The organism is Paenibacillus silvestris (genome assembly GCF_009882985.1).
Taxonomy (GTDB): domain Bacteria; phylum Bacillota; class Bacilli; order Paenibacillales; family NBRC-103111; genus Paenibacillus_E; species Paenibacillus_E silvestris.
Window position 1 is genome coordinate 959,874 of sequence record NZ_WTUZ01000010.1, and the last position, 23,982, is coordinate 983,855.

At 44.0% G+C, this 23,982-nt stretch carries 17 protein-coding genes and 1 pseudogene; 4 read left to right on the forward strand and 14 right to left on the reverse strand.

Features of this window, described 5'->3' with window-relative positions:
• Positions 1–26: 26 nt before the first annotated feature.
• Positions 27–4,715, reverse strand: a pseudogene (locus tag GQF01_RS07930) (AAA family ATPase); the annotation flags it as partial.
• 125 nt (positions 4,716–4,840) lie between these two features.
• A complete protein-coding gene (locus GQF01_RS07935; RefSeq protein WP_161406234.1) occupies positions 4,841–6,493 on the reverse strand; it encodes a hydroxysqualene dehydroxylase in 1,653 nt (550 codons plus the stop codon).
• A 466-nt stretch (positions 6,494–6,959) separates the two neighbouring features.
• On the opposite strand from GQF01_RS07935, the gene GQF01_RS07940 reads away from it, so the two are divergent.
• A complete protein-coding gene (locus GQF01_RS07940) occupies positions 6,960–8,177 on the forward strand; it encodes a Stk1 family PASTA domain-containing Ser/Thr kinase (RefSeq protein ID WP_161406235.1) in 1,218 nt (405 codons plus the stop codon).
• A 394-nt stretch (positions 8,178–8,571) separates the two neighbouring features.
• Here the strand turns inward: GQF01_RS07940 and GQF01_RS07945 are convergent, their stop codons facing one another.
• The 4 genes from GQF01_RS07945 to GQF01_RS07960 form a co-directional block, all read right to left on the reverse strand.
• The gene (locus GQF01_RS07945) at positions 8,572–10,338 is read right to left on the reverse strand and encodes a methyl-accepting chemotaxis protein (RefSeq protein ID WP_161406236.1); all 1,767 of its coding nucleotides are present in this window, start codon (positions 10,336–10,338) and stop codon (positions 8,572–8,574) included.
• A 168-nt stretch (positions 10,339–10,506) separates the two neighbouring features.
• The gene (locus GQF01_RS07950) at positions 10,507–10,881 is read right to left on the reverse strand and encodes a hypothetical protein (protein WP_161406237.1); all 375 of its coding nucleotides are present in this window, start codon (positions 10,879–10,881) and stop codon (positions 10,507–10,509) included.
• Positions 10,871–11,041 carry a hypothetical protein gene (locus GQF01_RS07955; RefSeq protein WP_161406238.1) on the reverse strand — a complete coding sequence of 57 codons (171 nt, stop codon included), beginning with the start codon at positions 11,039–11,041 and terminating at the stop codon, positions 10,871–10,873. Before GQF01_RS07955 ends, GQF01_RS07950 begins: the two co-directional genes overlap by 11 nt.
• Before the next feature lie 222 nt (positions 11,042–11,263).
• On the reverse strand, positions 11,264–11,449 hold the full coding sequence (locus tag GQF01_RS07960; RefSeq protein ID WP_161406239.1) for a hypothetical protein: 186 nt from the start codon (positions 11,447–11,449) through the stop codon (positions 11,264–11,266).
• A 194-nt stretch (positions 11,450–11,643) separates the two neighbouring features.
• Here GQF01_RS07960 and GQF01_RS07965 point away from each other — a divergent pair, with 194 nt between their 5' ends.
• Entirely contained in the window at positions 11,644–13,830 is a 2,187-nt protein-coding gene (locus tag GQF01_RS07965) for an ATP-binding protein (protein ID WP_161406240.1), read from the forward strand.
• Between the two features lie 14 nt (positions 13,831–13,844).
• Complete coding sequence (locus GQF01_RS07970; RefSeq protein ID WP_161406241.1) at positions 13,845–14,492, forward strand: response regulator transcription factor; 648 nt, start codon at positions 13,845–13,847, stop codon at positions 14,490–14,492.
• 327 nt (positions 14,493–14,819) lie between these two features.
• On the opposite strand, the gene GQF01_RS07975 is transcribed toward GQF01_RS07970, so the two are convergent.
• From GQF01_RS07975 to GQF01_RS08005, 7 genes are all read right to left on the reverse strand, one after another.
• Positions 14,820–15,542 (reverse strand): nucleoside phosphorylase, encoded by a 723-nt coding sequence (locus tag GQF01_RS07975; RefSeq protein ID WP_161406242.1) that lies wholly within the window; start codon positions 15,540–15,542, stop codon positions 14,820–14,822.
• Between the two features lies 1 nt (position 15,543).
• On the reverse strand, positions 15,544–16,221 hold the full coding sequence (locus tag GQF01_RS07980; protein ID WP_161406243.1) for a sulfite oxidase-like oxidoreductase: 678 nt from the start codon (positions 16,219–16,221) through the stop codon (positions 15,544–15,546).
• Between the two features lie 21 nt (positions 16,222–16,242).
• Positions 16,243–17,166, reverse strand: coding sequence for an ABC transporter permease (locus GQF01_RS07985; RefSeq protein WP_161406244.1), 924 nt, complete (start codon positions 17,164–17,166; stop codon positions 16,243–16,245).
• Positions 17,150–18,217 carry an ABC transporter permease gene (locus GQF01_RS07990; RefSeq protein ID WP_161406245.1) on the reverse strand — a complete coding sequence of 356 codons (1,068 nt, stop codon included), beginning with the start codon at positions 18,215–18,217 and terminating at the stop codon, positions 17,150–17,152. The genes GQF01_RS07985 and GQF01_RS07990 overlap by 17 nt, the downstream gene beginning before the upstream one ends.
• Positions 18,210–19,709 carry an ABC transporter ATP-binding protein gene (locus tag GQF01_RS07995; protein ID WP_161406246.1) on the reverse strand — a complete coding sequence of 500 codons (1,500 nt, stop codon included), beginning with the start codon at positions 19,707–19,709 and terminating at the stop codon, positions 18,210–18,212. Before GQF01_RS07995 ends, GQF01_RS07990 begins: the two co-directional genes overlap by 8 nt.
• Positions 19,710–19,799: 90 nt before the next feature.
• The gene (locus GQF01_RS08000) at positions 19,800–20,831 is read right to left on the reverse strand and encodes a BMP family lipoprotein (protein ID WP_161406247.1); all 1,032 of its coding nucleotides are present in this window, start codon (positions 20,829–20,831) and stop codon (positions 19,800–19,802) included.
• A 228-nt stretch (positions 20,832–21,059) separates the two neighbouring features.
• Entirely contained in the window at positions 21,060–21,329 is a 270-nt protein-coding gene (locus GQF01_RS08005; RefSeq protein ID WP_161406248.1) for a late competence development ComFB family protein, read from the reverse strand.
• 300 nt (positions 21,330–21,629) lie between these two features.
• Between GQF01_RS08005 and GQF01_RS08010 the strand changes: the two genes are divergently transcribed.
• The gene (locus GQF01_RS08010; protein WP_161406249.1) at positions 21,630–22,133 is read left to right on the forward strand and encodes a metal-dependent hydrolase; all 504 of its coding nucleotides are present in this window, start codon (positions 21,630–21,632) and stop codon (positions 22,131–22,133) included.
• 57 nt (positions 22,134–22,190) lie between these two features.
• Here the strand turns inward: GQF01_RS08010 and GQF01_RS08015 are convergent.
• Positions 22,191–23,982, reverse strand: a 1,792-nt coding sequence (locus GQF01_RS08015; RefSeq protein ID WP_235959085.1) for a sensor histidine kinase, incomplete at its 5' end; no start/stop codon positions are given.

The following is a 23,982-nucleotide window of genomic DNA, read 5'->3' on the forward strand; positions in this document are numbered from 1 at the left end:
AAGTGGAACTGCTTCGTCTCCAAACGGCTCAGCTGATAGAGATCGGTAATCAATCGCTGGATACCGACAATGCGCATATGCACAACCGAGAGATATTTTCTTTGTTCTTCCGGCTCCTGAATCACACCGTCCAGAATCGCCTCTACGTAACCCTGAATGGAAGTCAGCGGCGTACCCAAATCATGCGAAATATTGGACAGCAAGTCGCGTCGCGAGGTCTCCATCAGGATCAATTCATTCGTGCGCTCTTTGACTTTTGACTCCAAATCGTTATAAAGTCTGGCATTTTCGATAGAAATCGCCGCTTGAGCAGACAGCAGCTTGATAATATCAAGGCGGTCGGACGTAAAAGCATTGCGGATCAAATTATTTTCCAGATAAAAAACACCAACGAGATTGCCTTGATGCAGAATAGGCTCACAGAAAATCGACCTGCCTTCAGCTGCGCGAATATAAGGATCATGCGTGAAGATTCCGTTGTTCGCGGCATCATCCAGAACGACGCCTTCCTTGGTCCTTGCAACGAAATGAATAACCGCGGCTGGGAGATCTTCCCGTGTTTCCAGCGCAACCGAACTCACTGTGCAGGAATCTTTGCCTTCGGTTGCAAGCATTTCCGCCTCGACATACAGGCTTTCTTTCTCCTTCAGAACAAGGATGCTACGCTCTGCACCTGATGAATAAGTTACAATTTCCATTAATCGTTTGATCAACTGCTCCAAATTAACTTCACTGGATAAGGACCTGGATGTATTCATGATAGTCATAAAATCCAGCGCCTGCAGTGAGTAATCGCTAATATTCGTCGTACTCCAGTCCTGCTGCTCCTTCAGTGAGGTCAGATAGTTCGGATAGCGCAGCTTCAGCTCATCCGCTTTGGCTTTGGCTCCCCAGCTTAAGTAGCCATAATACGCATCAATGAAGTACGTTTTAGCGATCTTCTCCCGGCCTGCATCTTTGTACAGCCTTCCCGCCAGCTCGCAGGCGATCGCTTCATGCTGGATGAAGCCCTGCTCCCTTGCTTGCCGTATGGACAATTCATAGTCCTGCTCAGCTTTCTGGAAGTTCCCCGTGACACGGCTCCACTCCGCACGCATCAAGGAGCTAAGATGCGAGAAGTTTTCCGGGCAGTGGGTTGCCCACTTGTCCATTTTGCGCTGCATTTTAACCACCATCTTGGCGAAAGTCTTCTGCTCAAAAATGGTAGCATCCTTATAGACAGCAGCAATGGACAAAGTATAGTAGAAATAGTTCTCAGGAATGTGGAACAATCCGAAAGAGACAGACTGCATGGGTTCAGCTTCTTTGCCAGTCTTTAGAGCAGCATCGTACTGACCGAACAAGTAATACAGCATCATTTTTTTAACTTTGTATTCATGTAAAATCACTTGATTCGGATGGATAATCAGCTTCTGGACAAAGCGCTCTTCCGCTTCTTCATCTGTGCCGACGATCAAGGGATTACCGCCTTTTCCTTCCAGATTCTGAATCACCATGCGCAGCATTTCTAACATAAGCAGCGTGTCATGATGGTTGGTCTGTTCCAGGATACGATAGTTTTTGTTCAGATCCTCTTGTACTTCTGGCAGCGCTACGCCTTGGAAATCCTTCGCCAGCACCTGATAGGTCAGCGCATAACCTGCGAAAACGAGATCTCCGTCTTCGATTCCGCTTTTGAATGACTCATTCAGATGCTCCAAGCTAACCTGCAGCGGCTTGACCCAAGGTGTAACAAACAGTCCGAAGGAGAAGTGGCTTTTACTGCGGTATTGATGCGATTGGAAACGGGCATTCAATCTCTCGCCAAGCTGTCCGTACTGGTAACCAAGCTGATAGTCTCCGAAGCCAGAACCCAGGATTAATCCATAGGAGCCGTACACGTAGGCCATAACTGGTGTATTGCCGTATTTCAAAGCGTGTTTGGTCATGATGAACATGAAAAGTACGAATAAGTTCGTATTTACGAAATAAGCAGAAACGGCAATACTCATCATCAAACTCATCAGCTTGAAGCGGTATTCATCTTCCATGATTGGCAAATCATACAACTGCAGCGTATTTTTGCGCCCAATTTTCGCTTTAAGGTTAAGATAGGCTAGAAAAATGTTCGCGCTCGTTGGTTCACTAGGTATGCGAATTCCTTGTTCAGCGAGGGCTTTTAAGCCAACCTCGACACTTTTGTGCTGCTTCCCTACGTTGGTGTACAGAATAACTTGTAAGTTATACACTTCAAGCTTCAATTCATTCGTTCGGGCATCCAGGAGCAGTTGCTCATAGGAAGTCTCCGCTTCATCCGCTTGGCCATTCAAATAGAGTACCTCGGACTTCTCAAGCCGAATCGAGAAACTGAGATCCTCCATCTCCTTATTATCCACCAGATTCAGCAGCGCCAGAGCTTTGTTGTAATACTGCAGCGCTGAACGATAGGCATTCGAGGATTTGGCTTTGCGGCCGGCTCGCAAGTTAAACTCAAGCAGACTGACAAGCTCTTGACGCTCTTTTAATAAATCAGAACCTAAGTTCATATGGTTGATGACATCGAATAAGCGCTGCTCTATTTGTGCTTCAGGCAAACACTTCAGCAGCCTGCGTGCGATGTGCAAATGTGTCTCAGCCAAATCAGATTGTTCGATCGAACCATATACAGCTTCCTGAATGGAATCATGCACGAACATGAAGCGAATGTCCTGAGCCGCTGAATTGCCTTGAGAATCCGTGTAAAACTTATAATCCGTTCCAACAGGGATGATCAAACCTGTCTGGATAGAAATTTCCAGTTCTTGCAAGACTTCTTCAAATGACGTCATCGCTATGATCCCAAGCGCCTCGAGATCGAAGGTTGCCCCCAAGCAAGCTGCCTGCCGCAATAAATATTGCGTTCTGGACGGCATTCGCAGCAGTTTCTCAGCCAAAAGGAACATGAGATTGTCGGTAATTCGCAGCCTTTGGATTTCATTCATATCCCAGATCCACCGATTGGCTTCATAGCTGTAGGCTAGCAAATTTTGTTCATATAAGGCCGTTAGGAACTGCTTAACGAAAAAAGGGTTGCCCCCTGTTTTTTGCAGGACCAGTTGTGCCAATTCCGCTACTTGCTGGTTTTCCGTCTTTAACGACTCCGCAACCAATTGTTTGACATCGCTGATTTCCAGCGCCTTGAGCACTATGCGTTCGGAAACAAGCCGCTCTGGCAGCTTGTCGAGCAGTTGAACATGCGTGGAAGATAACCAATTGGTGTCGTGTTCGCTTCGATAGGAACCAATGAATAGGAAATGCCGCATCTGCGAGTCGTTTAAAAGCAGATCAATGAACTGCAAGGAGGCTGCATCCGCCCACTGCAAATCATCGAGAAACAGGACGATTGGTCTATCTTTTGAGCAAAAGATGAGTAGAAACTGCTGCAATAGAAAATGCAAACGATTTTGCGTTTCTTGCGGTGGCAACTGCTTCGCGTTAGGCTGCTCGCCAATCAGCAGATCAAGCTCTGGAATGAGATCGGTTAATACTCTACCGCTCGTTCCAAGCACCTTGAGTAATTGCACGCGATACTCTTCAATTTGTTGATCCTTCTCCGTCAGAAGCTGACGGACCAGCTGCCGAAGTGCTCTCGATAGCGCATGATAAGAGACATGTTGTTTACCAGGTTCAAAACGTCCGGCCAAGAACCAACTATTGTCCTTCATCACCATCTTCATCGTCTCTGCAATGAGGAACGATTTGCCGTAACCGGACTCCCCTGTTACCCAGACTGCTTCTACTGAGCCGTGAATAGCACGCGAATAGACGTGCAGCAGCTTTTCAATTTCTTGCGAACGCCCATATAACCCCTGCGGTATTTGGAACATATCGGTCATATCGTAGAGGCCAATAGTGAAATTCTGGATTTCATCTGGCGCCTTGACCATCATCAGACAATGCTCAAGATCCTGAATGATCCCATAAGCACTTTGATAACGATCTTCTGCATTTTTGGCTAAGAGTTTCATCACAATTTCGGCTAGCGGCTTTGGAATGTCCATCCTGATATTGTCCGGAGAAACGGGTGTTACAGCAAAATGGCAATGAATAAGCTCCACGGGATCTTCTGTTTGAAAAGGAAGCCGGCCCGTGAGCATTTCGTAAAAAGTAACCCCCAGGGAATAATAGTCAGAGCGATAATCGATAATCCGATTCATTCGGCCTGTTTGTTCTGGGGACATATAACTTAGTGTTCCTTCAAGCTGATTTGGATCTAGCATTTCCTGTCGCTCTCTAGTAAAGGACGAGATGCTGAAATCCGCTAGCTTCATAATCTTTTTGTCGGGATTAATAATAATGTTGCTGGGCTTAATATCTTTGTGTATGACGTAACGCTGATGAATATTTCCGACGATCTTGACCAATTGAATGGCTGCCGTTAAGAACGCCTGAAGCGACTGGCGAAACAATGGAAAATAAGCCGACAAGGTATCGCCGTCAAAGTCCTCCAGAACAAGCGCTATGCTGTTCTGATATTTCGGCAGCCCCAGCGGTTTCACAATACCGGATATATCAAGCATTTTGCCAATTTCATATTCTCGCTTCAGTCGTGCTACATCCGCAGAAACCGGAAAATCCGACCGGAGGGTTTTGATAATTACTTTTTCCATAGTCGGCTTATGGATGGCACGGAACAGCACGGTCCGGTCGCCTTGGTAAATCTGTCTGATCAATTCATATTCCGGCAAAATTAACATAAAATCCTCCTAGTAAAACTTGCTGCCAGGTACTTCCACAGACAAACGCCCCTTAGCAATCAAGGAGCGCGTTGGCCTGGAATTATGTATTATCTGCTATGTATTACCTGATTGCCTACTATGTATTACCAACCTATCATCTTGCCGTCCCAAGGAAGTCCCTTCTCAAAACGGTGCTTGTCATGCACATGATAAGGCTTCAATATATCGAGATGCCCCAGCTCAAAGGTATACATGTCCCATATTTTACATGGCTTTTCCTTCGAACCATCTCGTTCAAGAATCGCATTAACCGCTCGACGCGCTGCTTCGTTTGCGCCTTCCATCGTGGCAAGGTTCGTATTTGTACGAACGTAATCAGCCGCTAAGAACAAATTCGGAATGGCCGTATATGCTTCTGGGCGGTCATCCCAAGTCCCGACACGGTTAATAAGCAGTGGCTCCATATTCGTACAGGCATGTTCAGGGTTATCAAACTGAATATCCGTATCCAGGAACCAGGAATGCAGGACTTCGTCTTCCAAAATAACGGCTCCATCCACATTCAAGCTTTTCTTCATCTGTGCCCAGACTTCTTCTTTAATCTCTTCAGCTGTACAAAGCGTGGCTGGCTTACCGTATAGAATCCCAGGTGTATCCCAATCAGAAATATCTACTGACAGCACGCCTTGAACTTTGCCATCGCCATATTCGCTCAGATGAACATCTGGCCAGAATTGTTTCTGTGAAACAGATGTGAGCGACCAAGGAGCATCCAAATAAATCACATGACCATGCGTAATTGTAATATCCTTTGTCAAATAATACTGGATCCCGTTCATCCAAGCCACAGAATCAACCAACTTCTGAACACCAGCAAGAGTTGGGTCTGCTTCTAACATTGCGTCAGTAATGAATTTCCCCATCACCTCTACCGGGAATGCGGCAATGTAGTAATCCGCTTCGACGTCGAAAGTTTCTCCGTTCTCCGTTACCTTCGCGCTTCTGATGACACCATCGACACAATCGATGCTCTCAACTTTGGCAGCCAAATGATAATCAACACCTTTTTCAGTTAAAAAGGATAACCAAGGGTTCACCCATTTGTCATTCGTAGGACCATTCAAAAGTCGAACAAAGCTTGTACCTGGTGTCGTGATGTCTAGTGTCATCTGTGCGGCTACTGGACCCACCGTTTGTGTATTAGCGATCTTGGACTGGCATGCTACAAGGGTTTTGGTGAAACCAGCGAATATTTTCTGGAAAGCAGGGGATTGCTGCTCCGCCTCGATGAACGTCCACCAATCGATCAGATTATATTCCTCGCGGATACGCTCCTCGCTAGAAGTCATGACTTGCCATAGCTTTCGTCCATATTGCTCCATATCATCCATCGTCAAGCCCAAATTATTATCAAAAAGATCGCGGATAACAACCAGGAAGTTATCAAGGCTAAACTCAATTTTCGCGAGCAGAGGGAGCAAAGGTGCTGTAAAAGTCGCAATATCCAGCCTCGTCACTTCCATTAAATTATCATACACGGTTCCGTTTTCATAGGGTATTTGTTGTAAAGTATCAATCACATGTCTGTAAAAACGTGGAAACAGCCGGAAGCCATGCTCACCTGGAAGATCTCTTCTCCCATCGACACCGCTTCCTACAAAAGGCATACTTCTTGCTTTCCCGCCGGGTATAGTCTTAAACTCATAGACCGATACCTCATAACCTCTTGTAATTAATTCATGTGCTGCGCTCATTCCTGCGACGCCGCCACCCAAAATTGCGACTTTTTTCACCATAATTCCCCCTCATTTTGGATCATATTGTAAAATAATCTGTAATCTATCATACCATCTAGGCAATTTGAATCATAGACTTTTAGTTCAATAGAAATAGAAAAAAACCGAAAAACAGCACTGTTTTTCAGCAGAATTGGGTCTTGTCATTATTTTCGTAATTATTGTAGCCTAGATAAGCTAAGAATTATAAAATTCTCGTTTAATTTGCTAAAGCCTTGTTCCAAAACTGGGCGAAAAGGTGTACAGTAAAGTCAATGAAGTAATTAGCTTCACCTCAGGAACTTAACTCGACTATACTCCTATTTTCACCCCTTCTAATCCGAACAATTTTGATTTGATATAGCCAAAAAATTCGGCTTTACGTGTTCTTTTTTACGAACAGACTACCAAAATTCCTATATCTCACCGAATCATATATAATATAGGCAATGCTCAAATGATGCCATCAAGAGAGGATGGATTTTCCATGCATAACAAGATGGGTACACGATACATACCGGGAACCCGGATCATCAGTTTACCTCAGGGCACTCTTCATGATGGAGAAGATGTATTTCTGACTCGTAAAGTTCTTCTTTATAACATAAAACTTGCTCCCGGACAGATTGGCGCAGATTATATGAGAACCCTTCATCACAAGGCTGCTTTCATCCATGACGGTTTTCAGCATATTCTGGACACTTCCGTAGAAGAAGATTCTGTAACCATTATTTTACAAGCAAAGCCTGGGTCTTTATTTTCCCGCATAATCAATAAGAAGCCGTGGACGTTCCATCAAAATATTGCCATGATTGCAGATCTGGGTGTCTCCCTGCTGGACGCCTTGGAGGAGCGGATAACTGGATTTTCCGTTGCCGCCGAAAACTTGTGGTTAGACGATCACCATAAGCTTACTGTTATCAATTATTGGGACGAGGGGGATGCGCAGACACAAGGCGCTATCGGTCTATGCCGTCTGATGCTTCAGCTCTTTAGCGGTACACAGCCGAGCACAACCCCGTTTGAAGTGATCCATACGCAGTTAGAGCGCACGCCTATCCCATCTGCGACTCCCGAGCAGAAAGCTGCACTTATTAAGCTCGTGAAGCTCATGTGCCAAGGCCAAGCCTCCTTGTCTTCCTTCGTATTTGGCTTGCGCAGCTTGCAGCCATCCAGCTTTAAGGAAGAAACCTTAGCTGCATCCATTCAGCGTCCTTCCCGGTCCCACAAGGCTCAGGAGATCGCCCACGTGGAGGAGGACATGGATGAGGAAGAAGAAACTGAGCAATATGACACAAAGAGCCGGCTACGTAAGGTTGGTATCGGAGCATCAGCCGTTCTCGTTGTTGTTATTGCTGGTTGGATTCTTTGGCCATCTTCGGAGGAGAAGCAGCCGGTTGTCAGTACGCCTGTGCAAACCGCTACTCCGACTCCACAGCCAAGTACCCCCTCACCTACGCCTATCCCAACGAAATCTGGTGGGGATACCAATGAGCAGCCTGTGGAGGTAGAGATCCCCAATTTGGTCGGGAAAACACTTGCTGATGCCGAACAACAAGCCTTAGCTTTGAGAATACGTTACAAATATGTCATCGAAGCAAGCACTTCCCAAAGCGGAACGGTCTTTAAGCAAGATCCTCAGCCTGGGACTAAAGGACTGCAAGGTGACGTTGTGACGTTTTGGGTGAGTAAGGAAAGTCAGTAAAACCTTAAGAAGAAAGAAATAGGCGCTCCCTCAATCATTGGATGATTTGGGATCGCCTCTTTCTTATGGAGCTGAATCGAATAGCTGGAAAAACTCCCTTTATTTCAATCAAGTCCCTCTAGATAAATCTAATAACTGGAAAATTTCCCGTTAATTTTCTCCTTTCACCTTGTTTCCAAGCTCAATCAGCCGCATTAACAGGAGAAATTCCATTTATTCATGTCTGTAGTGTGTTATTGGGCGATTTAGCGGTAGTAATTCCAGTCCATCTAAAGAGGCTCCCAAAAGCTCAAAAAGGCTGTCCCTTAGTCATTCATTCAATGACTTTCGGGACAGCCTCTTCTCATCTAACTTGACGACCAATTGCTTCATACCGAAATTGATTATACCTAACTTATACCTTGATTTGCTCGATAGACTTCCGCATTTCATCTGTGAGTCCGCTTAACGCATCTGCTGAATCAGCGATTTCCTGAGCAATTTTGAGCTGTTCATGGGTCAGCTTATGGATATTCGTGGTGCCGTCCGATGACGATTTCGCAATATGCGCGATATCGACAACAGAGGCCGCGACTTCCTCGGAACCAGCGGACATTTCTTCTGTTACCGAAGAGATCTCTTGAATCTGCTGAGATACGAAGCGGAATTGTTCCACAATATGACGGAAAAACTCTTCCGCTTTTATAGTAAGGTCAGCGCCCGTCTGAATCTCGCTCCGCCCTGCTTCCATCGCCTCTCCCATGCGCTCAATCTCACGATGAATATTCTGCAATAAAGACGCAATAAGCTTAGCCGAATCTGCTGCGTTATCCGCTAGCTTACGTACTTCTCCAGCTACTACCGCGAAACCTGCTCCATGTTCTCCGGCTCTCGCAGCTTCGATTGAAGCATTCAAGGCCAGCAATTTCGTCTGCTCCGAGATATCGGAGATGGAAGACAAGGCAATACCGATTTCCTTCGAATGACCACGAAGGGAAACCGCTCGACGAAGGGCTTCATCCGTAGTTGTAGTGATCGTCACGAATTGTCCATTCATGTTCTGAACGATCGCTTGCCCCGATTGCGCACTTTGCAGCGCGTTGCCAGAAGCATCAGCAACGGTCAAAGAAGCTTCGGATATCCGGTGAATAGCCGTTGCCATTTCTTCCATGGAGCGAGCGCTCTCATTGGTACTGAATTGTACGGTATTCGCACCATCCGCTACAACTTGCAGTGACGTATTCACATTCGTATTCATCTCCAGCAAACGATGAGCCTGTACATTGAAATGCTGAGTGGTTACCACAAACTGTTCTGATGTATGCGAAACATTGGATACAATCGTACGGAGCATATCGTTGATGTCGTTAGACATCTTCATCATCGCTCGATATACCGAACCAATTTCGTCAATAGAGTTCACCGGGTTAGCAGTTAATTGCTTCCTTGCGCTTAAAAAATCACCTTTAGCTATGCTCTCCGCACCTGCCCCAATCCAATGCAGCGGACGAAGGGCGCGGGTTACAACGAGCATGACGAGTCCAAGTCCAAGAATTGTGAGAACCAGCATCAGTCCATAAATCGGCAGATTGCTTTTCAGGACACTGGAGGATATTTGCTCCGTCACGCCTGCCTCGGTATCTATCCCAAGAACAGCAATGACTTTGCCTTCTTTATTTTTCACTGGTGAATAGGTTGAAATGTATTTGCCATATTTCGGATTATCGATAATCGCTGAGCTTGCCGAATCACCCTTCAACAGCGTCTCAACTTCCGTTGCAGCGATGTCTGTCTCCTCATTGATTGGAGAAGCGACATCCGAGCCCTTAGGTTGTCCATCAATCATTATAAGAGGCCTCTTCTGATCATCGAAACGCACCACATAGACATACAGCGCTCCAATTTGCGTACGATATGTGTCCAGTTGCTGTCTGATTTGCCAATAGAGATCATTTTCCTTAGGATCTTTCAAAAACTGTTCTAATTGACCAATGTCCATTCCTTTGGTATAGCTATCTGAAAGCCGAATACCGTAACTAGATATCGCCTCCATCCCCGCATGCTTGGCGTTTCGAAATTCCATTGTGATATAACCAGCAGATAATGCCAAAATTACGATCATGACAGCGGCTACAATACGAACCACCAAGTGTTTTCTGAACCAACGAACACTATGCAACATATGATATTCCCCTTTGTCGTCAACATCTTTTCGATTGTTTTCGACATTTATTTTCGACAATGAATTGGAAAATCCTTCTTCAACCAACACTGATTTAGTTCTAAAGTCCTCTTAACAAAAAAAATGATCAGACAGATCCGCTCTGCCCAACCATTTTAGAAATTTATATTAAGATTGTAAATCCGTATATTCATTGTTATCAGATAACCGCCCTAAGAAGGTAACGACGATCATTTTATATTGTGAATGGCCTGATTGAAGCTCTTTTTCTTCCATCAACTCAAATTCAGCAACCATTTCCACATCATCATCAATGATAAACATCGTCGGTTCGTTGCGGTCACTGAGCCTAATACGTTCGTCTTCAAGTTTCTTTCGTACAAATAAGTTAACCTCTTCGAGATTCGTTTTTTCATGCGTAACGCGTTCCCCAAAGCGGGAATGAGCATGACCCGTTACGACGAGGTCGGCGATTTGCTTACCTGAAAGTATAGCAGCGAGAGGCTCGTAAGTACTCCACCGATTCATCTTCTTATCGCTCATTCCCTGTATTCCACCGATGATTGGCTTCAATGATATCCATCATCTTTTTCATGGAAATTTGGATTTGTTCTTTTGAGGGCAGGGAAAGCGTGCTGTAGGTTTGATTAACAACATCCGTTAACACCGTATCAAACATAAATTCAAACTGTTCGTTATTCATTATGAAATCCCTCCTTATTTACATGATTTTGGAAAATCACCTACTTACATCATATATCGAAGCGCTCGGAATATCAGCGCAATAATTATTTTCGTAAATACACCTCTAATTCTCAAAAAAACGCACATTTTTTTGCGCAAAAAAAAGATTGCAGCTAGATTTTAAAAATCTAATTGCAATCTTTTTGAGAGATTTGGTAAAATCAAGTAAAGATGATATGAATTAAAACCAAAAATCTTCTTTTGGTTCGTTTTTCCTAGAATTGGTAAACGTTTTCATAATTGTCTGTTTTTCGTGATCTGAGACACCAGTCAGACCTTTAAGTGCAGACAATCTCTCGCTTACATCCAACTTTTTCAGTGAAGCAATTGTTGTTGATAAATCTGGTGACCATGTTGCACTAATCATACACATACCCCCTTATTAACCTAAGTTAAGTAACAACTGCTATTATAGCAGTGATTGAGAGGAAGATATAGTGGTTGAATCACAAATTATATAAAATTCTTCTATCATTTTGTTTACTAGGCATGCAGGTCTGGTTTTTATATGTTACCTTTCAGCACACGTTTTTTGGCATTCAATTAGAAAGAAATGAACAAATGGAATGGCGTATCAAATCCTTTCAAATTGAACAAATTCAGTCGGATCTGGGGCTTAAGATTGGCGACAAAATTATATACGTGAACGGAAAAGATCCAAACGAAAATAAAATCGTCCGAAAATGGGCCACGATCGAGCAAGCTGATACGATTACCTTCACTAGGGATGGCGAGCAAGTAACGATTTCATTAGAAGAGCGCGTTCAGCCAGCCTTCGACTTTATCTCTTTGTTTGGAGAAATTATTTGTCTCTGCATCTCATTTATGATTTTGTGGAAAATTCCCTATTCCAAATCAGCTCGTATACTGTCGCTTGTATTTCTCATTGTAGGCATCATTTTCATGTGCATCCCTCCGTCCGCTCGCGGAGATAGTTTGGCGAAAGTGCTGATCAGTAATCTTGTAATGATCATGCCGTTTATTTTCGTTCATTTTCTGACGCTGTTTTTCAAAGAAAAGAGCGGAGTTTCACTGCCGACCACCTATTTGAAATATGTGTATAGCTTTATGCTGCTCAGTTTCATTGGAAGATGCATCTATTTCACGCCGCTGGACACATACAAGTTTTATACACTAGACTATATTTCTGTCCTGCTTTTATTCATGTGCGGATTCTTATTTAATATCGGATTGCTATTTTATGTGTATTTCAAGTATCACAGGGAGAATTCTTCCATTCAAGCCATCATTAAACTTGTCTGGTTCGCCCTCTTTATTTCTAGCGCACCGTTAGCCTTTCTTTCCTTTCTACCTATTTTGTTCACAGGTGCGCCGCTTGTTAAACCACTTTACACCGGATATTTTGTCGTGTTATTTCCGTTATCATTCACTTATATGATCGTAACCAAGCAATTGTTTGATATTCATATTTTGCTTCGCCGAATACTGTATACGACGCTTATTTCGATGGTGCCAAGCATACTAATTGTTCTTATGATCGCCTTGATCTTCAGCAAAGAAGTTACCGTGAAAAATATGTCGTTAAGCTTCTTATTTATTTTAACAACGATCTCCTTCTTGCTTTATGTACTTGAATATTTTGTAACCAAGCTGGATGCCATCATGTTTCCAAAAAAGTTTTACTTGCAGCTTGCACTCAAGAAAATTGCCAGAAACTTGCGGACAATTACGAGTTTTCGCGAATTAAAAGATATCATTCTAGTAGATATCGTAAGTACACTCAACGTCTACGGTGGAGCTATCGTTTTTCAATATCCGAATTCCATGGAAACGATTGGCGAGGGAGTTTTGGATTTAAACGAAATCGAGCAATATCTGCGTGAAAATCGCTTGGATGACTCGAAGTATTCTATTTTTGTTATTAATCAGAACGAAGAGTATTCCTGCTATTTAGTCACGGCAAGGAAAAAGACGAATACCCTGCTAAGTCTAGAGGAACGTCAGTGGTTAAGTCTGATCATCTCTTATCTGGCTGTAAGCTTGGAAAACATCTATTTAATCCGCAAGCTAACGGTCAAATTACATGATCTAGCTTCTCAGATTCCTAATGAGGAAGCTGGACAGGACGTTGTTTGGCTTCGCAAATCGCTTTTTGAGCTGCAGGAACAAGAGCGATATAGAATTGCTACGGATCTACATGACACGACTATGCAGGACATTTTATTAGTGCGTAGAAGATTAATTTCTTTTATCAATAATAACGAAGATCACCAGCAGGTGATTCAAGCTATCAAGCATCTGGACTTGGTCAATGAAAGCTTGCGTCAAAGCTGCTTTGAGCTAAACCCACACCTGCTTCAAAATATTGGATTAATCCAAACCATTCAAGCAACATTGGATCTGGATATTGGGTTAAACGAATATGAAACTGATTTCCAAGTCGAAGGTTCAATGATGATTGAAAGGCTTGATATCGACATCAAGAAGCACATCTTCCGTATCTTTCAAGAGCTTATGCACAATGCCAAGAAGCATTCCAATGCTTCTAACGTCATCATTAAATTAACTGTCGTTGAGAATTACTTATGTTTATTTTATAAGGATGATGGGATTGGGATAGATCCACAAGCCCTCGCCAAGGACAAAAGACTTCTAACTATTGCCAACTCTGGCTTTGGATTAGAACAGATGAAAAGCCGAGTCCTACATTTGAGTGGACATCTAGAGTTTCTATCAGATAAAGGAAGCGGCGTTGAGCTCACCATTCGAATTCCCATACCTACTTAGGAAGGAAGTACTGCATGAACAAGCAATCAAAAATTTTAATTGTAGATGATCACCCCTTAATGGCTGAGGCAACTTCAAGTACTTTGAAGCAGATTGACGGTGTACAAATTGTTGGGATTGCTGGTAATGCCAAACAGTGCCTAGAACTCATGGATTTGCATGTGCCAGACATTGTATTTCTAGACTTTAATTTGCCAGACCAGTACGGTGATGAAGTTGCCAAAATTATCAAAGGAAAATATCCGGCCACACATCTCGTGATCTTCTCAGGCATCGAATTATCCCATCTCTACAATCATCTGATTGGGCTGGAGGTTAGCGCAGTCATTTCAAAGGAATCCAGCGGGACGCTTATTAAGAGCCTAGTAACCCTCTTGATGGAGAATTTCACTGTAGTACCTGTACCTGTTTTTCACAAAATGAGAGTATCCAGTGGGAATTTACATCAGACGGATTTACTGGACGACGATGAAGTGAACATGATGACGATGATTGTACAAGGCTTAACCAACGAACAGATGGCAGACGAAGTCCATATGAGCAAGCGTACTGTCGATAATTATGTTCGCAAAATTTACGAAAAATTAGGCGTCAAATCGCGTGCACAAGCAGTTGATAAGTTTAATCAGTTCAAGCATATTTTCGATTCTAATCGCAGATAAGGAAATAGATGCTTCAGTCTTTAGATTGAAACGGGGTGAATGAGGGACTAGTTTGGGGAACGTGCCCCTAGATTAACGGGAAATACTAACGCTATTTATTTGAGTAATACAGTTATTAGAGGGGATAAATGGAATTTATCCTGTTAATGGGCACAATTGCGTCAGGAAGTAGCGGAGTTGGTGTGGATTAAGCCTATTTTTTCCAGTTATTTGTATTTAAAAGCTGAAAATCCTTGAAATAACTGGAGTTTTTCCCGCTAATCACTTGAGCTTCATAAAAGAGAGGCTGTCCCAAGCGCGGGACAGCCTCTTTCTATTTCACACATGTTACTGGTTCAGCTTGACAATGGCACGAATAGCAGCCTCAATCTCCCGCTCAACGGCACCGGTAACCACATCCGTGTGTGGGTCATACACTTCTCTAAGATCCGCATCTGCGTAACCATCCAATGCGACTATCGCACCCGCACGCACCCCGCGGAGCGATGCAATGACGTATAACGCAGAGATTTCCATCTCAACGGCCAAAGCGCCTGCCCGCTTATATTTCTGATGCGGGAATTCTTCCACACCTTGGAAGAAGGCATCGAGCGTAACCGTAATCCCCTTCTTCACAAGACCGTCTGTCTCACTTGCAGCTTCAAACAACGCTTGCACAACGTCTGAGTCGGCTACAGCGGGAAAGCCTAGCGGTACTAGCTGACGAGTTAAGCCGTCTTCCCGAACCGCTGCTGTGCTCACTACCAAGCTTCCTGGCGGAACGTCCGCCGAGTAAGAGCCCGCTGTTCCAACGCGAATCAACGTCTTTACGCCGCCTTTGATCAATTCTTCAAAGCAGACAGCGGCTCCCGGAGATCCAACGCCATGACTGACCACGGTTATCGCTACGCCAGATGCTTCGCCGACGAAAGTCCGATATTCTCTGCTAAATGCCAGCTCGCGAACATTGTCCAGCTTGCGTGCGATCGCTTCTGCTCGAAATGGATCTCCACAGACAATCGCGTATGGACTCAAATCCTCTGAATTTACCTGTAAAATGGATAATTTCAAATTAATCGAACTCCTTTCTGACCCACTCGTCTTCCGGAATCGGAATGGCTTCCCCTGAGAATCGCTGTTCTTCAAAAGGGTCAGCTACATTATGGAAACCATTGCGCTCCCAGAATCCTTCACGGTCTTCCTTCATGAATTCGATGCCCTGAATCCATTTCGCGCTTTTCCAGAAATACAAATGAGGTACTACAAGACGTAGCGGCCAACCATGCTTAGGCGTAAGCGGTTTGCCATCAAAGCTCATGGCAAGTAAAATATGATCGCCCATAAGGTCTTCGAGTGGAACATTCGTTTCATACTCATTATCTGCATGCAGCATGACGTACTTACCTTCTGGTTTCACATTGATCAACTTAAGGAAATCTCGAAAGAGTACTCCTTCCCAAGCTGTATCCAGCTTGGACCAACGCGTTACACAGTGAATATCGCATACGATTTGTGTTCGCGGTAACGCGAGCAATTCTTCGTAGCTGAACGACTTCTCCTCCGCAACCTCACCAAACACACGTAACGACCACGTGGACATATCATACTTCGGCACTTCACCTTCGTGAAGAATCGGAAATCTTTCCGTCACAACCTGCCCTGGCGGAACTCTGTCTGCAATCTCCTCGGGAACCTCTACTGCAGGAATATTCATGCGCTTGATGCGCTCTGCTTTGCTATCTTTGTGCATCTGTCATCCTCCGTTACTTCCTTATCTGGAACTGCCATTCGCCTTCTGTGCATCAGCCAAATAATTGCTTCTCCGGAAGAAAAGCATCGCCAGCAGTGTCACAACGTAAGGCAGCATTTGTGTAAAATGGGTTGGCAGGGAGAAGCCCTGCAATCGAATACTAAACGCATCCATCAAACCGAATAGCAAACTGGAAGCCATGACACCGATTGGATTAGCTTGGCCCAACATCGTGGCTACAAGAGCAATAAACCCTCTTCCAGCTGTCATCCCTTCCGTAAACATCGTCACTTGCCCCAGTGAAAGCTGAGCCCCAGCCAATCCACAGAGCACCCCGCAGATTAGCACTGCCAAGTATTGCATCCGATTTACCTTGATGCCAATGCTTTTGCTGGCAACTGGATTCTCCCCAACCGCGATCAAGCGGAATCCTAGTACGGACTTGAACAGGAAATACTGTAGGACGAATACAAGGATAAAGGCCAAATAGACAAGCGGTGAATGCCCGGAAATAATCTCCCCAACTACGGGGATATCTTTGATGAACGGAATATCCCATTTCGGCAGTCCGATCATATTTTTATCATAGAAAGCGCCTTTGACATGAAAAATCGCTCGCAAGCTAAATGCAGTCAACCCCAGCGCCAGGAAATTAAACGAAATACCAACAACGATGACATTCGCTTGCAAATGAATACTAATATAAGCAAAAATCAATGAAAAGAGCATCGTCACCGCAACGGCAATAAGAACAGCTGCCAAAACATTTCCTGTGTAAAAATTGCCCACAATCGCCGAGAATGCCCCAACTAACACGAAACCTTCCAAGCCCACGTTAAACAAGCCAACCCTGGAACAAATTGCCCCGCCGAGTGCAGCAAGCAGGATGGGCGCCACCATCCGAATCATCGAACTGAATAAAGACACATCAAGAAGATGCTGCATCGCCTTTACCTCCTTTCCGTCGTTTCCAAAGGGTATAGCTGAACTTCGCAGTAACGAACAAGATGAGCAAAGACTGAATAACACTTGAAATCTCTAATGGAATGCTCGTGTTTCGCTCAACACCCATACCTCCGGTTTGCAAAGCTGCAAGAAGAACAGACGCGATGGCTGTACCTAATGGATGAGCGCCGGATAGCAGCGTTGCCATAATGCCAGACCACGCATAACCAGGATTCGTTATCATTCCATCTGTGTAGCGATACTGCATGCCAAGTACTTCAATAGCGCCAGCTAGCCCAGCAAAACCTCCACTGGCAAACATGCTGGTCAGCATTACTTTCCCTCTATTTACGCCCCCATATCCAGCAAAAAGCGGATTGTACCCTAACATCCGAATTTCATAACCGGCAACTGTATATTTAATAAACAAATAGAGGAGAACAGCGAGTGCAATCGCAATAATAAATCCGCCGTGAATACTCATCCCTTGAAATAATTTGGGCAGCCAGACCCCTTTCTCAATCATCATTGTTTGAGCGAGAGCGGCTGAGCCTGTTTTATCTTTAAAAGGATAAGCGACCATATAGCCAGCAAATAAAGCAGCTATATAATTCATCAATAGCGTTGTAATAATCAAATTCATTCTGAACTTGGCATCCAGCCACCCTGCAAAAGCCGACCAAATGCCACCGGCAATGATTCCGCCCAGTATAGCCGCTAACAATTTAAATAGCGCAGGCCCAGGCAAATACAGAGCGATCATTGCACTGGATAATGCGCCAAGAATCATCTGTCCTTCTGATCCCATGTTGAAAAATCCTGCACGGAAAGCAATCGATACGCCTAACCCTACCAAAATCAGCGGCGTCGCCCGGGTTAACGTATTCGTAATGAAAAAGAAATTACCAAAAGCACCTTTCCACATCTGTGCATAGGTGTCAATAACGGATCCGCCAATCAAAGAAATCGCAATGGCACCGCCCAATAATCCGATGATGATGGCAAGCAGCGGTTGGACCCAAGCGCTCATAGGGAAACGACTTTTAAGCATGAGAAACTCCTCCCGCCATCCACAAGCTAATCTGCTCCTCCGTTGCGTTCTCTGCAGAAATCTCGCCAGCTATTCGTCCTTCGTACATGACAAGAATACGATCCGAAAGCTTGAGAATTTCTGTTAACTCTGAGGATACCAACAATATTGCGCCTTGCTCGTTACGTTTGCGAAGCAATTCTTCGTGAATGAGCTCCATAGCTCCAATATCAACGCCACGAGTAGGTTCTGCTGCAATTAAAAATGGTTGTTTCTGTGCAATTTCTCTCGCTACGATCAGCTTTTGCAAATTACCGCCGGATAGATACTTCACCTTCGCATCTTGTGAGCCTGCTTTAATCTGAAATTGCTGAATGAAGCCACCCACCATTTGTCGAAGTTCTGTTCCTTGCAAAAAACCTTTACGGCTGAGGGTTCTGTGATGCCCCATCGTTCCGTTTTCTAAGACCGTGCCTTCTTTCGCTGCACCCCATTGATAACGATCCTCTGGGACATGTGAAAGACCAATGTCTCTAATTTCCCGTACAGAACGCCCTTTCAGATTGTCGCCAAGCAATCGAATTTCCCCGCGGTCAATTAACTGGAGTCCTGAAATAGCTTGAATGAGTTCGGATTGACCATTTCCTGAAATACCTGCGATGCCAACAATTTCCCCAGCCTTGACCTGAAAGCTGACTTGATCTAGCACAGGTTTGCCTTTGTCCCCCATAATCGAAACATCCTTGACCTGTAGAACGGTCTCACCCAGCTTCACATCGCTTTTGGTCGTCGGCAGCAACTCTCTGCCCACCATCAGCTTGGACAATTCCTCTACATTGGTTGCCCCTGCATCCAGCTCCCCCGTAACTTTCCCGTCACGAAGAACAGTAACCCGGTCAGCGATTTCCATCACTTCATGAAGCTTGTGCGTGATGATAATGAAGCTTTTCCCTTGGTTGGCCAAGTTTCTCATAATAACGAGAAGTTCCTTCGCTTCAAGCGGCGTCAATACACCCGTAGGCTCATCCAAAATAATAATGTCCGCACCCTGATACAGCACCTTCAAAATTTCCACACGCTGCTGCATCCCAAGTGGAATGTCCGCCACTTTCTTATTCGGATCAATCGGCAAGCGATACTGCTCGCACAACGCCTCCACTTGCTTAACAGCCTTTTTACGGTCGAATTTGAGCCCTGACTTAGGTTCGTTACCAATAACGATATTCTCGGCGATTGTAAAAGTAGGAAAGAGCATGAAATGTTGATGCACCATGCCAATTCGATGACGGATCGCATCCGTAGGATTCGTGAAGGCCACTTCCTCGCCATTCAAAAGAATGTGGCCAGCCGTTGGCTGCTCCATGCCGTACAAAATACGCATTAGCGTTGTTTTTCCAGCTCCATTTTCCCCCACTAATGCATGAATCTCACCTTGACGCAGCGAAAAATCAACATTTGAATTCGCTGTTAAACTGCCATATGTTTTCGTAATTTGACGCATTTGAAGCAGCATGACGGTTTTTCGCTCCTCTGTCTAGACATGAGGAAACTGTTTACGTCTCCGTAAACAGTTCCCAAGGTCAATATGAAATGATCGTACTCATTATTTAACTGGATTCTCAACTTTCACTTTGCCAGAAACGATATCATCGCGAATCGCTTTAACTTTCGTCACGACGTCTTGTCCAATGAACGGACTTAACGTTGATTTGCTATCTTTGGTCACGAAAGTAAGACCAACGCCGTCTTCTTTCAAACCGTAATCAACGGATCCGAATTTAAACGAGCCATTAACGAAATCTTTCACCGTTTGGTAGGCTACAGCATCTGTTCCTTTTAATTGAGAAAGGACGATGTGCTGTGGATCCGTTACTGTACGGTCGATATCTTGTCCGGAAGTGAAGAAGCCTTTTTCTTTCGCAGCTTCGAACACGCCTAGATCACCAACAGCAGAAGCGGCAGCGATGAAATCTGCACCTTGTGAGAATTGCGTTAACGCTAATTCTTTCGCTTTGGCTGGATCTGTGAAGCTACCTACGTAGTTAACGATGAATTTAGCATTAGGATTCGTTGACTTCAGACCTTCTTGGAAGCCGACCGTGTACTTCTTAATGAGCGGGATATCAAGTGCCGCAACCATACCTACGACATTTTTCTTAGTTGCAAGACCGGCAGCTGCGCCTAGCAAGTAGGAAGCTTCGTGCTCACGGAAAACGACACTGCGAACGTTCGGAAGATCAACAACCGTATCAATAATAGCAAAGGATTTCTTCGGATTCTCAGCTGCTACTTTCTTAAGAGCATCTTCAGACTCGAAGGAACTTGTAATGATGAGATCATAATTATCAGCAACAGCAGCGCGTAAATTTTGCTCAATTGCGCTTGCATCGGTGGATTCTACCGTTTTTACTGTAACACCAAACTCTTGACCAGCTTTCTTAACACCTTCATCTTCTTGCGCGAAAAATGGATTCAAACCAATCTTCTCTGGCGTAATAAGGATGACTTTCTTATCTGACTTAGCTGTAGCTGCTTTCGTTGCTTCAGCGTTAGGTGCTGCCGTGTCTGTCTTTGCCGTTGCGCAGCCTGTTAGCAGTACTGTAACAGCAAACATGGAAATTAAAGCTTTTTTCATATGAATCTCTCCCCTTGATGAAAATATTTTTATATAGAACATTCTTTTTGTATATCCTACTAAATAACTCGGATTTAGTCAAAGTATTTTTTTCATTCGACAATGTTAACGAATTATGTTCGAAATATACGGAAACCCGTCGATAATTATACTATATTGTCGAATGACATGCCATATAAAAAAGCCAGTCCCCCGAAATGGAGACCAGCTCACTATTCAACATTGCTGCTAGACTTCATGATGCTGATGATCAGCGACGATATTCGCTGCTTCCATTAATTCACGCATGACATCGGACTGCAGCTGCGGATTGATATATAATCCTTTTACGAATAACGTTCCCTTTTCACTTGATGTATATCTGGACGGAATTTTGTTTAAAACCAAAGCTAGCATATCATCTTTACACTTATTGCAATCGCATTTCAATTCATACTTTTTCTGAAACTCATCAAACATATTGACGACGATCGTTTCCATGGCATTAAAGACTGGCATCGGAGTTAGCCCCTTCACTATTTCAACTATATGTCTATTATAACGTATAAAACTATATTCAAAAAGTGCTCATAGACTAGTTAGCCCCTCCTTATTGACTCATGGTAGGTAACTGCTCCTAGTTCCAAACACCCTAATCTCGCATTTCTCCTACCTTTTCAAAAGAAATGGCCCCATCATTCACTAGGATGTGATACATTGTTTGTTGCATATGCTTTGTGTGAGCGGATTCCGACTAAAAAATCGTTTCGGCTTCGAATGCTATACAGTTATAAATAATTTAGACTTAGGGGTTAACTTATGCTGCAAAAAACACACAGTATTGCCGGTTTCATCTCGGCAGAACTCGTACTCGCGTATCAACATGTAAACTTCTTTTCCTGGGACACGGCTGGAGCCCTTCTGCTGGGCTGCTTAGCAGGGACGCTGGCTGATGTCGACAAACCGGGCTCGACGATGGCCAAAGTTCTATTCCCGTTATCTGCCCTGCTTCGAATCCTGAAGGTGCGCCATCGGACGTTAACCCACTCCATTATCTTTATTCTTCTGCTGATGATGATCTCATTGCCGATGTCGTCCTTGTACTTCTGGGTTTTCATTGTGTCTTACGCATCTCATCCCCTCATTGATTTGCTCAATGAACGAGGCATTCAACTATTTTGGCCTCTTCCTATGAAAATCCGTCTGCTGCCGAAATTCATTGCCATTGATACTGGATCTACGAGCGAAACCGTATTCCGTTGGCTGCTTTTGGCAATCACCTTATTAATCCCATTTAAGCTTTATGTGTATCCCGTTCTTTAAAGAAAGAAGAGGCTGTCCCGAAAGTCATTGAATGACCTAGGGGCAGCCTCTTTCTATTTACTGCATTGGAATTGATATTTTAAAGCAAATCCAGCCATCCTCCACAGACACTTCAATCGTGCCTTTGTAGTGCTCAATACGCTCTTTTACAACCGATAGACCTAATCCTTGATGTTCACCATCACCTTTGGTGCTGTAGCCAATCGTAAACATTTGATTGTAGTCTTCGACCTGGAAGTCCGGCAGTACAGGGTTGGAAACGGAAATCGTCACTTGATTCGACTCTGACCAACCGTTCACACTGACCTCACGTTCGCCTGGCGGGAACTTATTAACCTCGTCGAAAGCATTATCAATCAAATTCCCGATAATTTTCACGAGATCAACGGATTTGACCCCTAGTGCTAAGCCATCAAGTCCCGTAAATTCATAATGAAAATCAATTTTCGTACGCATAGCAAGCGCAAACTTCGCTTGAATCAAAGCTGCAATCGCCGGATGGCCAATACGAATAATATCATTTACTTCGTTAATTTCTTCCAGCAATTCCTTCATGTACTTCATTTGATCTTCCTTCTTGCCATTCGCAAGAAGCGCATACATGGTCTGTACATGATTTAAAAAGTCATGCCGCTGACTGCGAATCGTTGCAAACATCAAATCCACATTTTGAATGTACATTTCTTGCGTAGATTGAACCGCGGTTTCTCGGCTTTTGGTAATAAATCGGAATACAAAATAAATAAAAATGCAGCTGCAAACAGTAAACAGAACAACGATAAGCATAAGCTGAACGAGCTGTTTATTTAAAGTCTCTTGAATCGATTGATAATCTGACGTAATTGAGATGACATAAGGAACTTCTCGTTGGACTTCGGTCAGTTTCTTCTTAACGGGAACGTAGACGAATGTTTTGAGGATCGGCTTACCATTCCAACTCTCCACAATGCTAACCGGTTTATTGTTTTCAATGGACTCTTTATAATATTTCAAATCTTTGTCATTCTTAATGTTGTACGTACCGAACAGCAACGGCCGATCATACACCGAAATGAAAGCTGTACCGTCACTGCCTTTGTACTCAATTGGCTTTGTACCAAATGTAACCCCATGCAAACCGGAAATTTCCAAAATATCCTGATTAGCCGCAAGCGTTTTCTTTACTACCGTATCTGCACCTACAATTTCTTTAAAGCGCTGAATTTTATCAGCATTCACAAACACACAGATAATATAATTGGTTGAACCATCGTAATAGTAACCAAATTTACTGACATTGCTTGAGCCGGATGCTGGAACCTCGTAAATACCGGACCAGAAATTCTGCAGCTTCTGACCTTCGGGAATCGTAACCTTATGGTTCGTCATCAATTGATCAAAGGCAGTAAACCAGTAGCCGAAAGGGATGGTGCTTTTGATTTGAAGTTCTTTGGGTTCTGAAGACTTACCAACCATGATATCGTTTGCAACACCACTCCGCTTCATCAGCGAAAAACCATCGACCCCCGCTTGTTTGGCAAGCTGAACCAATTGTTCATTGGATACTTTATCGATATCTGGATCAAGCTTGCTCGCGGCGAATACGGCGACAGAGCGCAGATTCTCTCCAACTAAATCTTCCACGAAGAAGGATCCTTCCTCTGATAGTTCAATGGAAGTTCGTATTTGGTTGGCCGTCGACTCCATCCTCATCGATAATGCTTCTGTTAACAGTGATTTCGTATACCAATAATAAGAGGTATTATTCGTCACTAACAACAGAATAACGATAATTAAGGTAATGTAGATGACTTTGGAGTTTATTCTCATGAAGATGTTCACACTTTCTATATGTTGTAAGATGAATATT

Excerpts from the sequence above, each read along its gene's own strand:
- GQF01_RS07935 (WP_161406234.1), bottom strand. The coding sequence starts at position 6,493 with ATGGTGAAAAAAGTCGCAATTTTGGGTGGCGGCGTCGCAGGAATGAGC.
- GQF01_RS07940 (WP_161406235.1), top strand. The coding sequence starts at position 6,960 with ATGCATAACAAGATGGGTACACGATACATACCGGGAACCCGGATCATC.
- GQF01_RS07945 (WP_161406236.1), bottom strand. The coding sequence starts at position 10,338 with ATGTTGCATAGTGTTCGTTGGTTCAGAAAACACTTGGTGGTTCGTATT.
- GQF01_RS07950 (WP_161406237.1), bottom strand. The coding sequence starts at position 10,881 with ATGAGCGATAAGAAGATGAATCGGTGGAGTACTTACGAGCCTCTCGCT.
- GQF01_RS07955 (WP_161406238.1), bottom strand. The coding sequence starts at position 11,041 with ATGAATAACGAACAGTTTGAATTTATGTTTGATACGGTGTTAACGGAT.
- GQF01_RS07960 (WP_161406239.1), bottom strand. The coding sequence starts at position 11,449 with ATGATTAGTGCAACATGGTCACCAGATTTATCAACAACAATTGCTTCA.
- GQF01_RS07965 (WP_161406240.1), top strand. The coding sequence starts at position 11,644 with ATGGAATGGCGTATCAAATCCTTTCAAATTGAACAAATTCAGTCGGAT.
- GQF01_RS07970 (WP_161406241.1), top strand. The coding sequence starts at position 13,845 with ATGAACAAGCAATCAAAAATTTTAATTGTAGATGATCACCCCTTAATG.
- GQF01_RS07980 (WP_161406243.1), bottom strand. The coding sequence starts at position 16,221 with ATGCACAAAGATAGCAAAGCAGAGCGCATCAAGCGCATGAATATTCCT.
- GQF01_RS07985 (WP_161406244.1), bottom strand. The coding sequence starts at position 17,166 with ATGCAGCATCTTCTTGATGTGTCTTTATTCAGTTCGATGATTCGGATG.
- GQF01_RS07990 (WP_161406245.1), bottom strand. The coding sequence starts at position 18,217 with ATGCTTAAAAGTCGTTTCCCTATGAGCGCTTGGGTCCAACCGCTGCTT.
- GQF01_RS07995 (WP_161406246.1), bottom strand. The coding sequence starts at position 19,709 with ATGCTGCTTCAAATGCGTCAAATTACGAAAACATATGGCAGTTTAACA.
- GQF01_RS08000 (WP_161406247.1), bottom strand. The coding sequence starts at position 20,831 with ATGAAAAAAGCTTTAATTTCCATGTTTGCTGTTACAGTACTGCTAACA.
- GQF01_RS08005 (WP_161406248.1), bottom strand. The coding sequence starts at position 21,329 with ATGCCAGTCTTTAATGCCATGGAAACGATCGTCGTCAATATGTTTGAT.
- GQF01_RS08010 (WP_161406249.1), top strand. The coding sequence starts at position 21,630 with ATGCTGCAAAAAACACACAGTATTGCCGGTTTCATCTCGGCAGAACTC.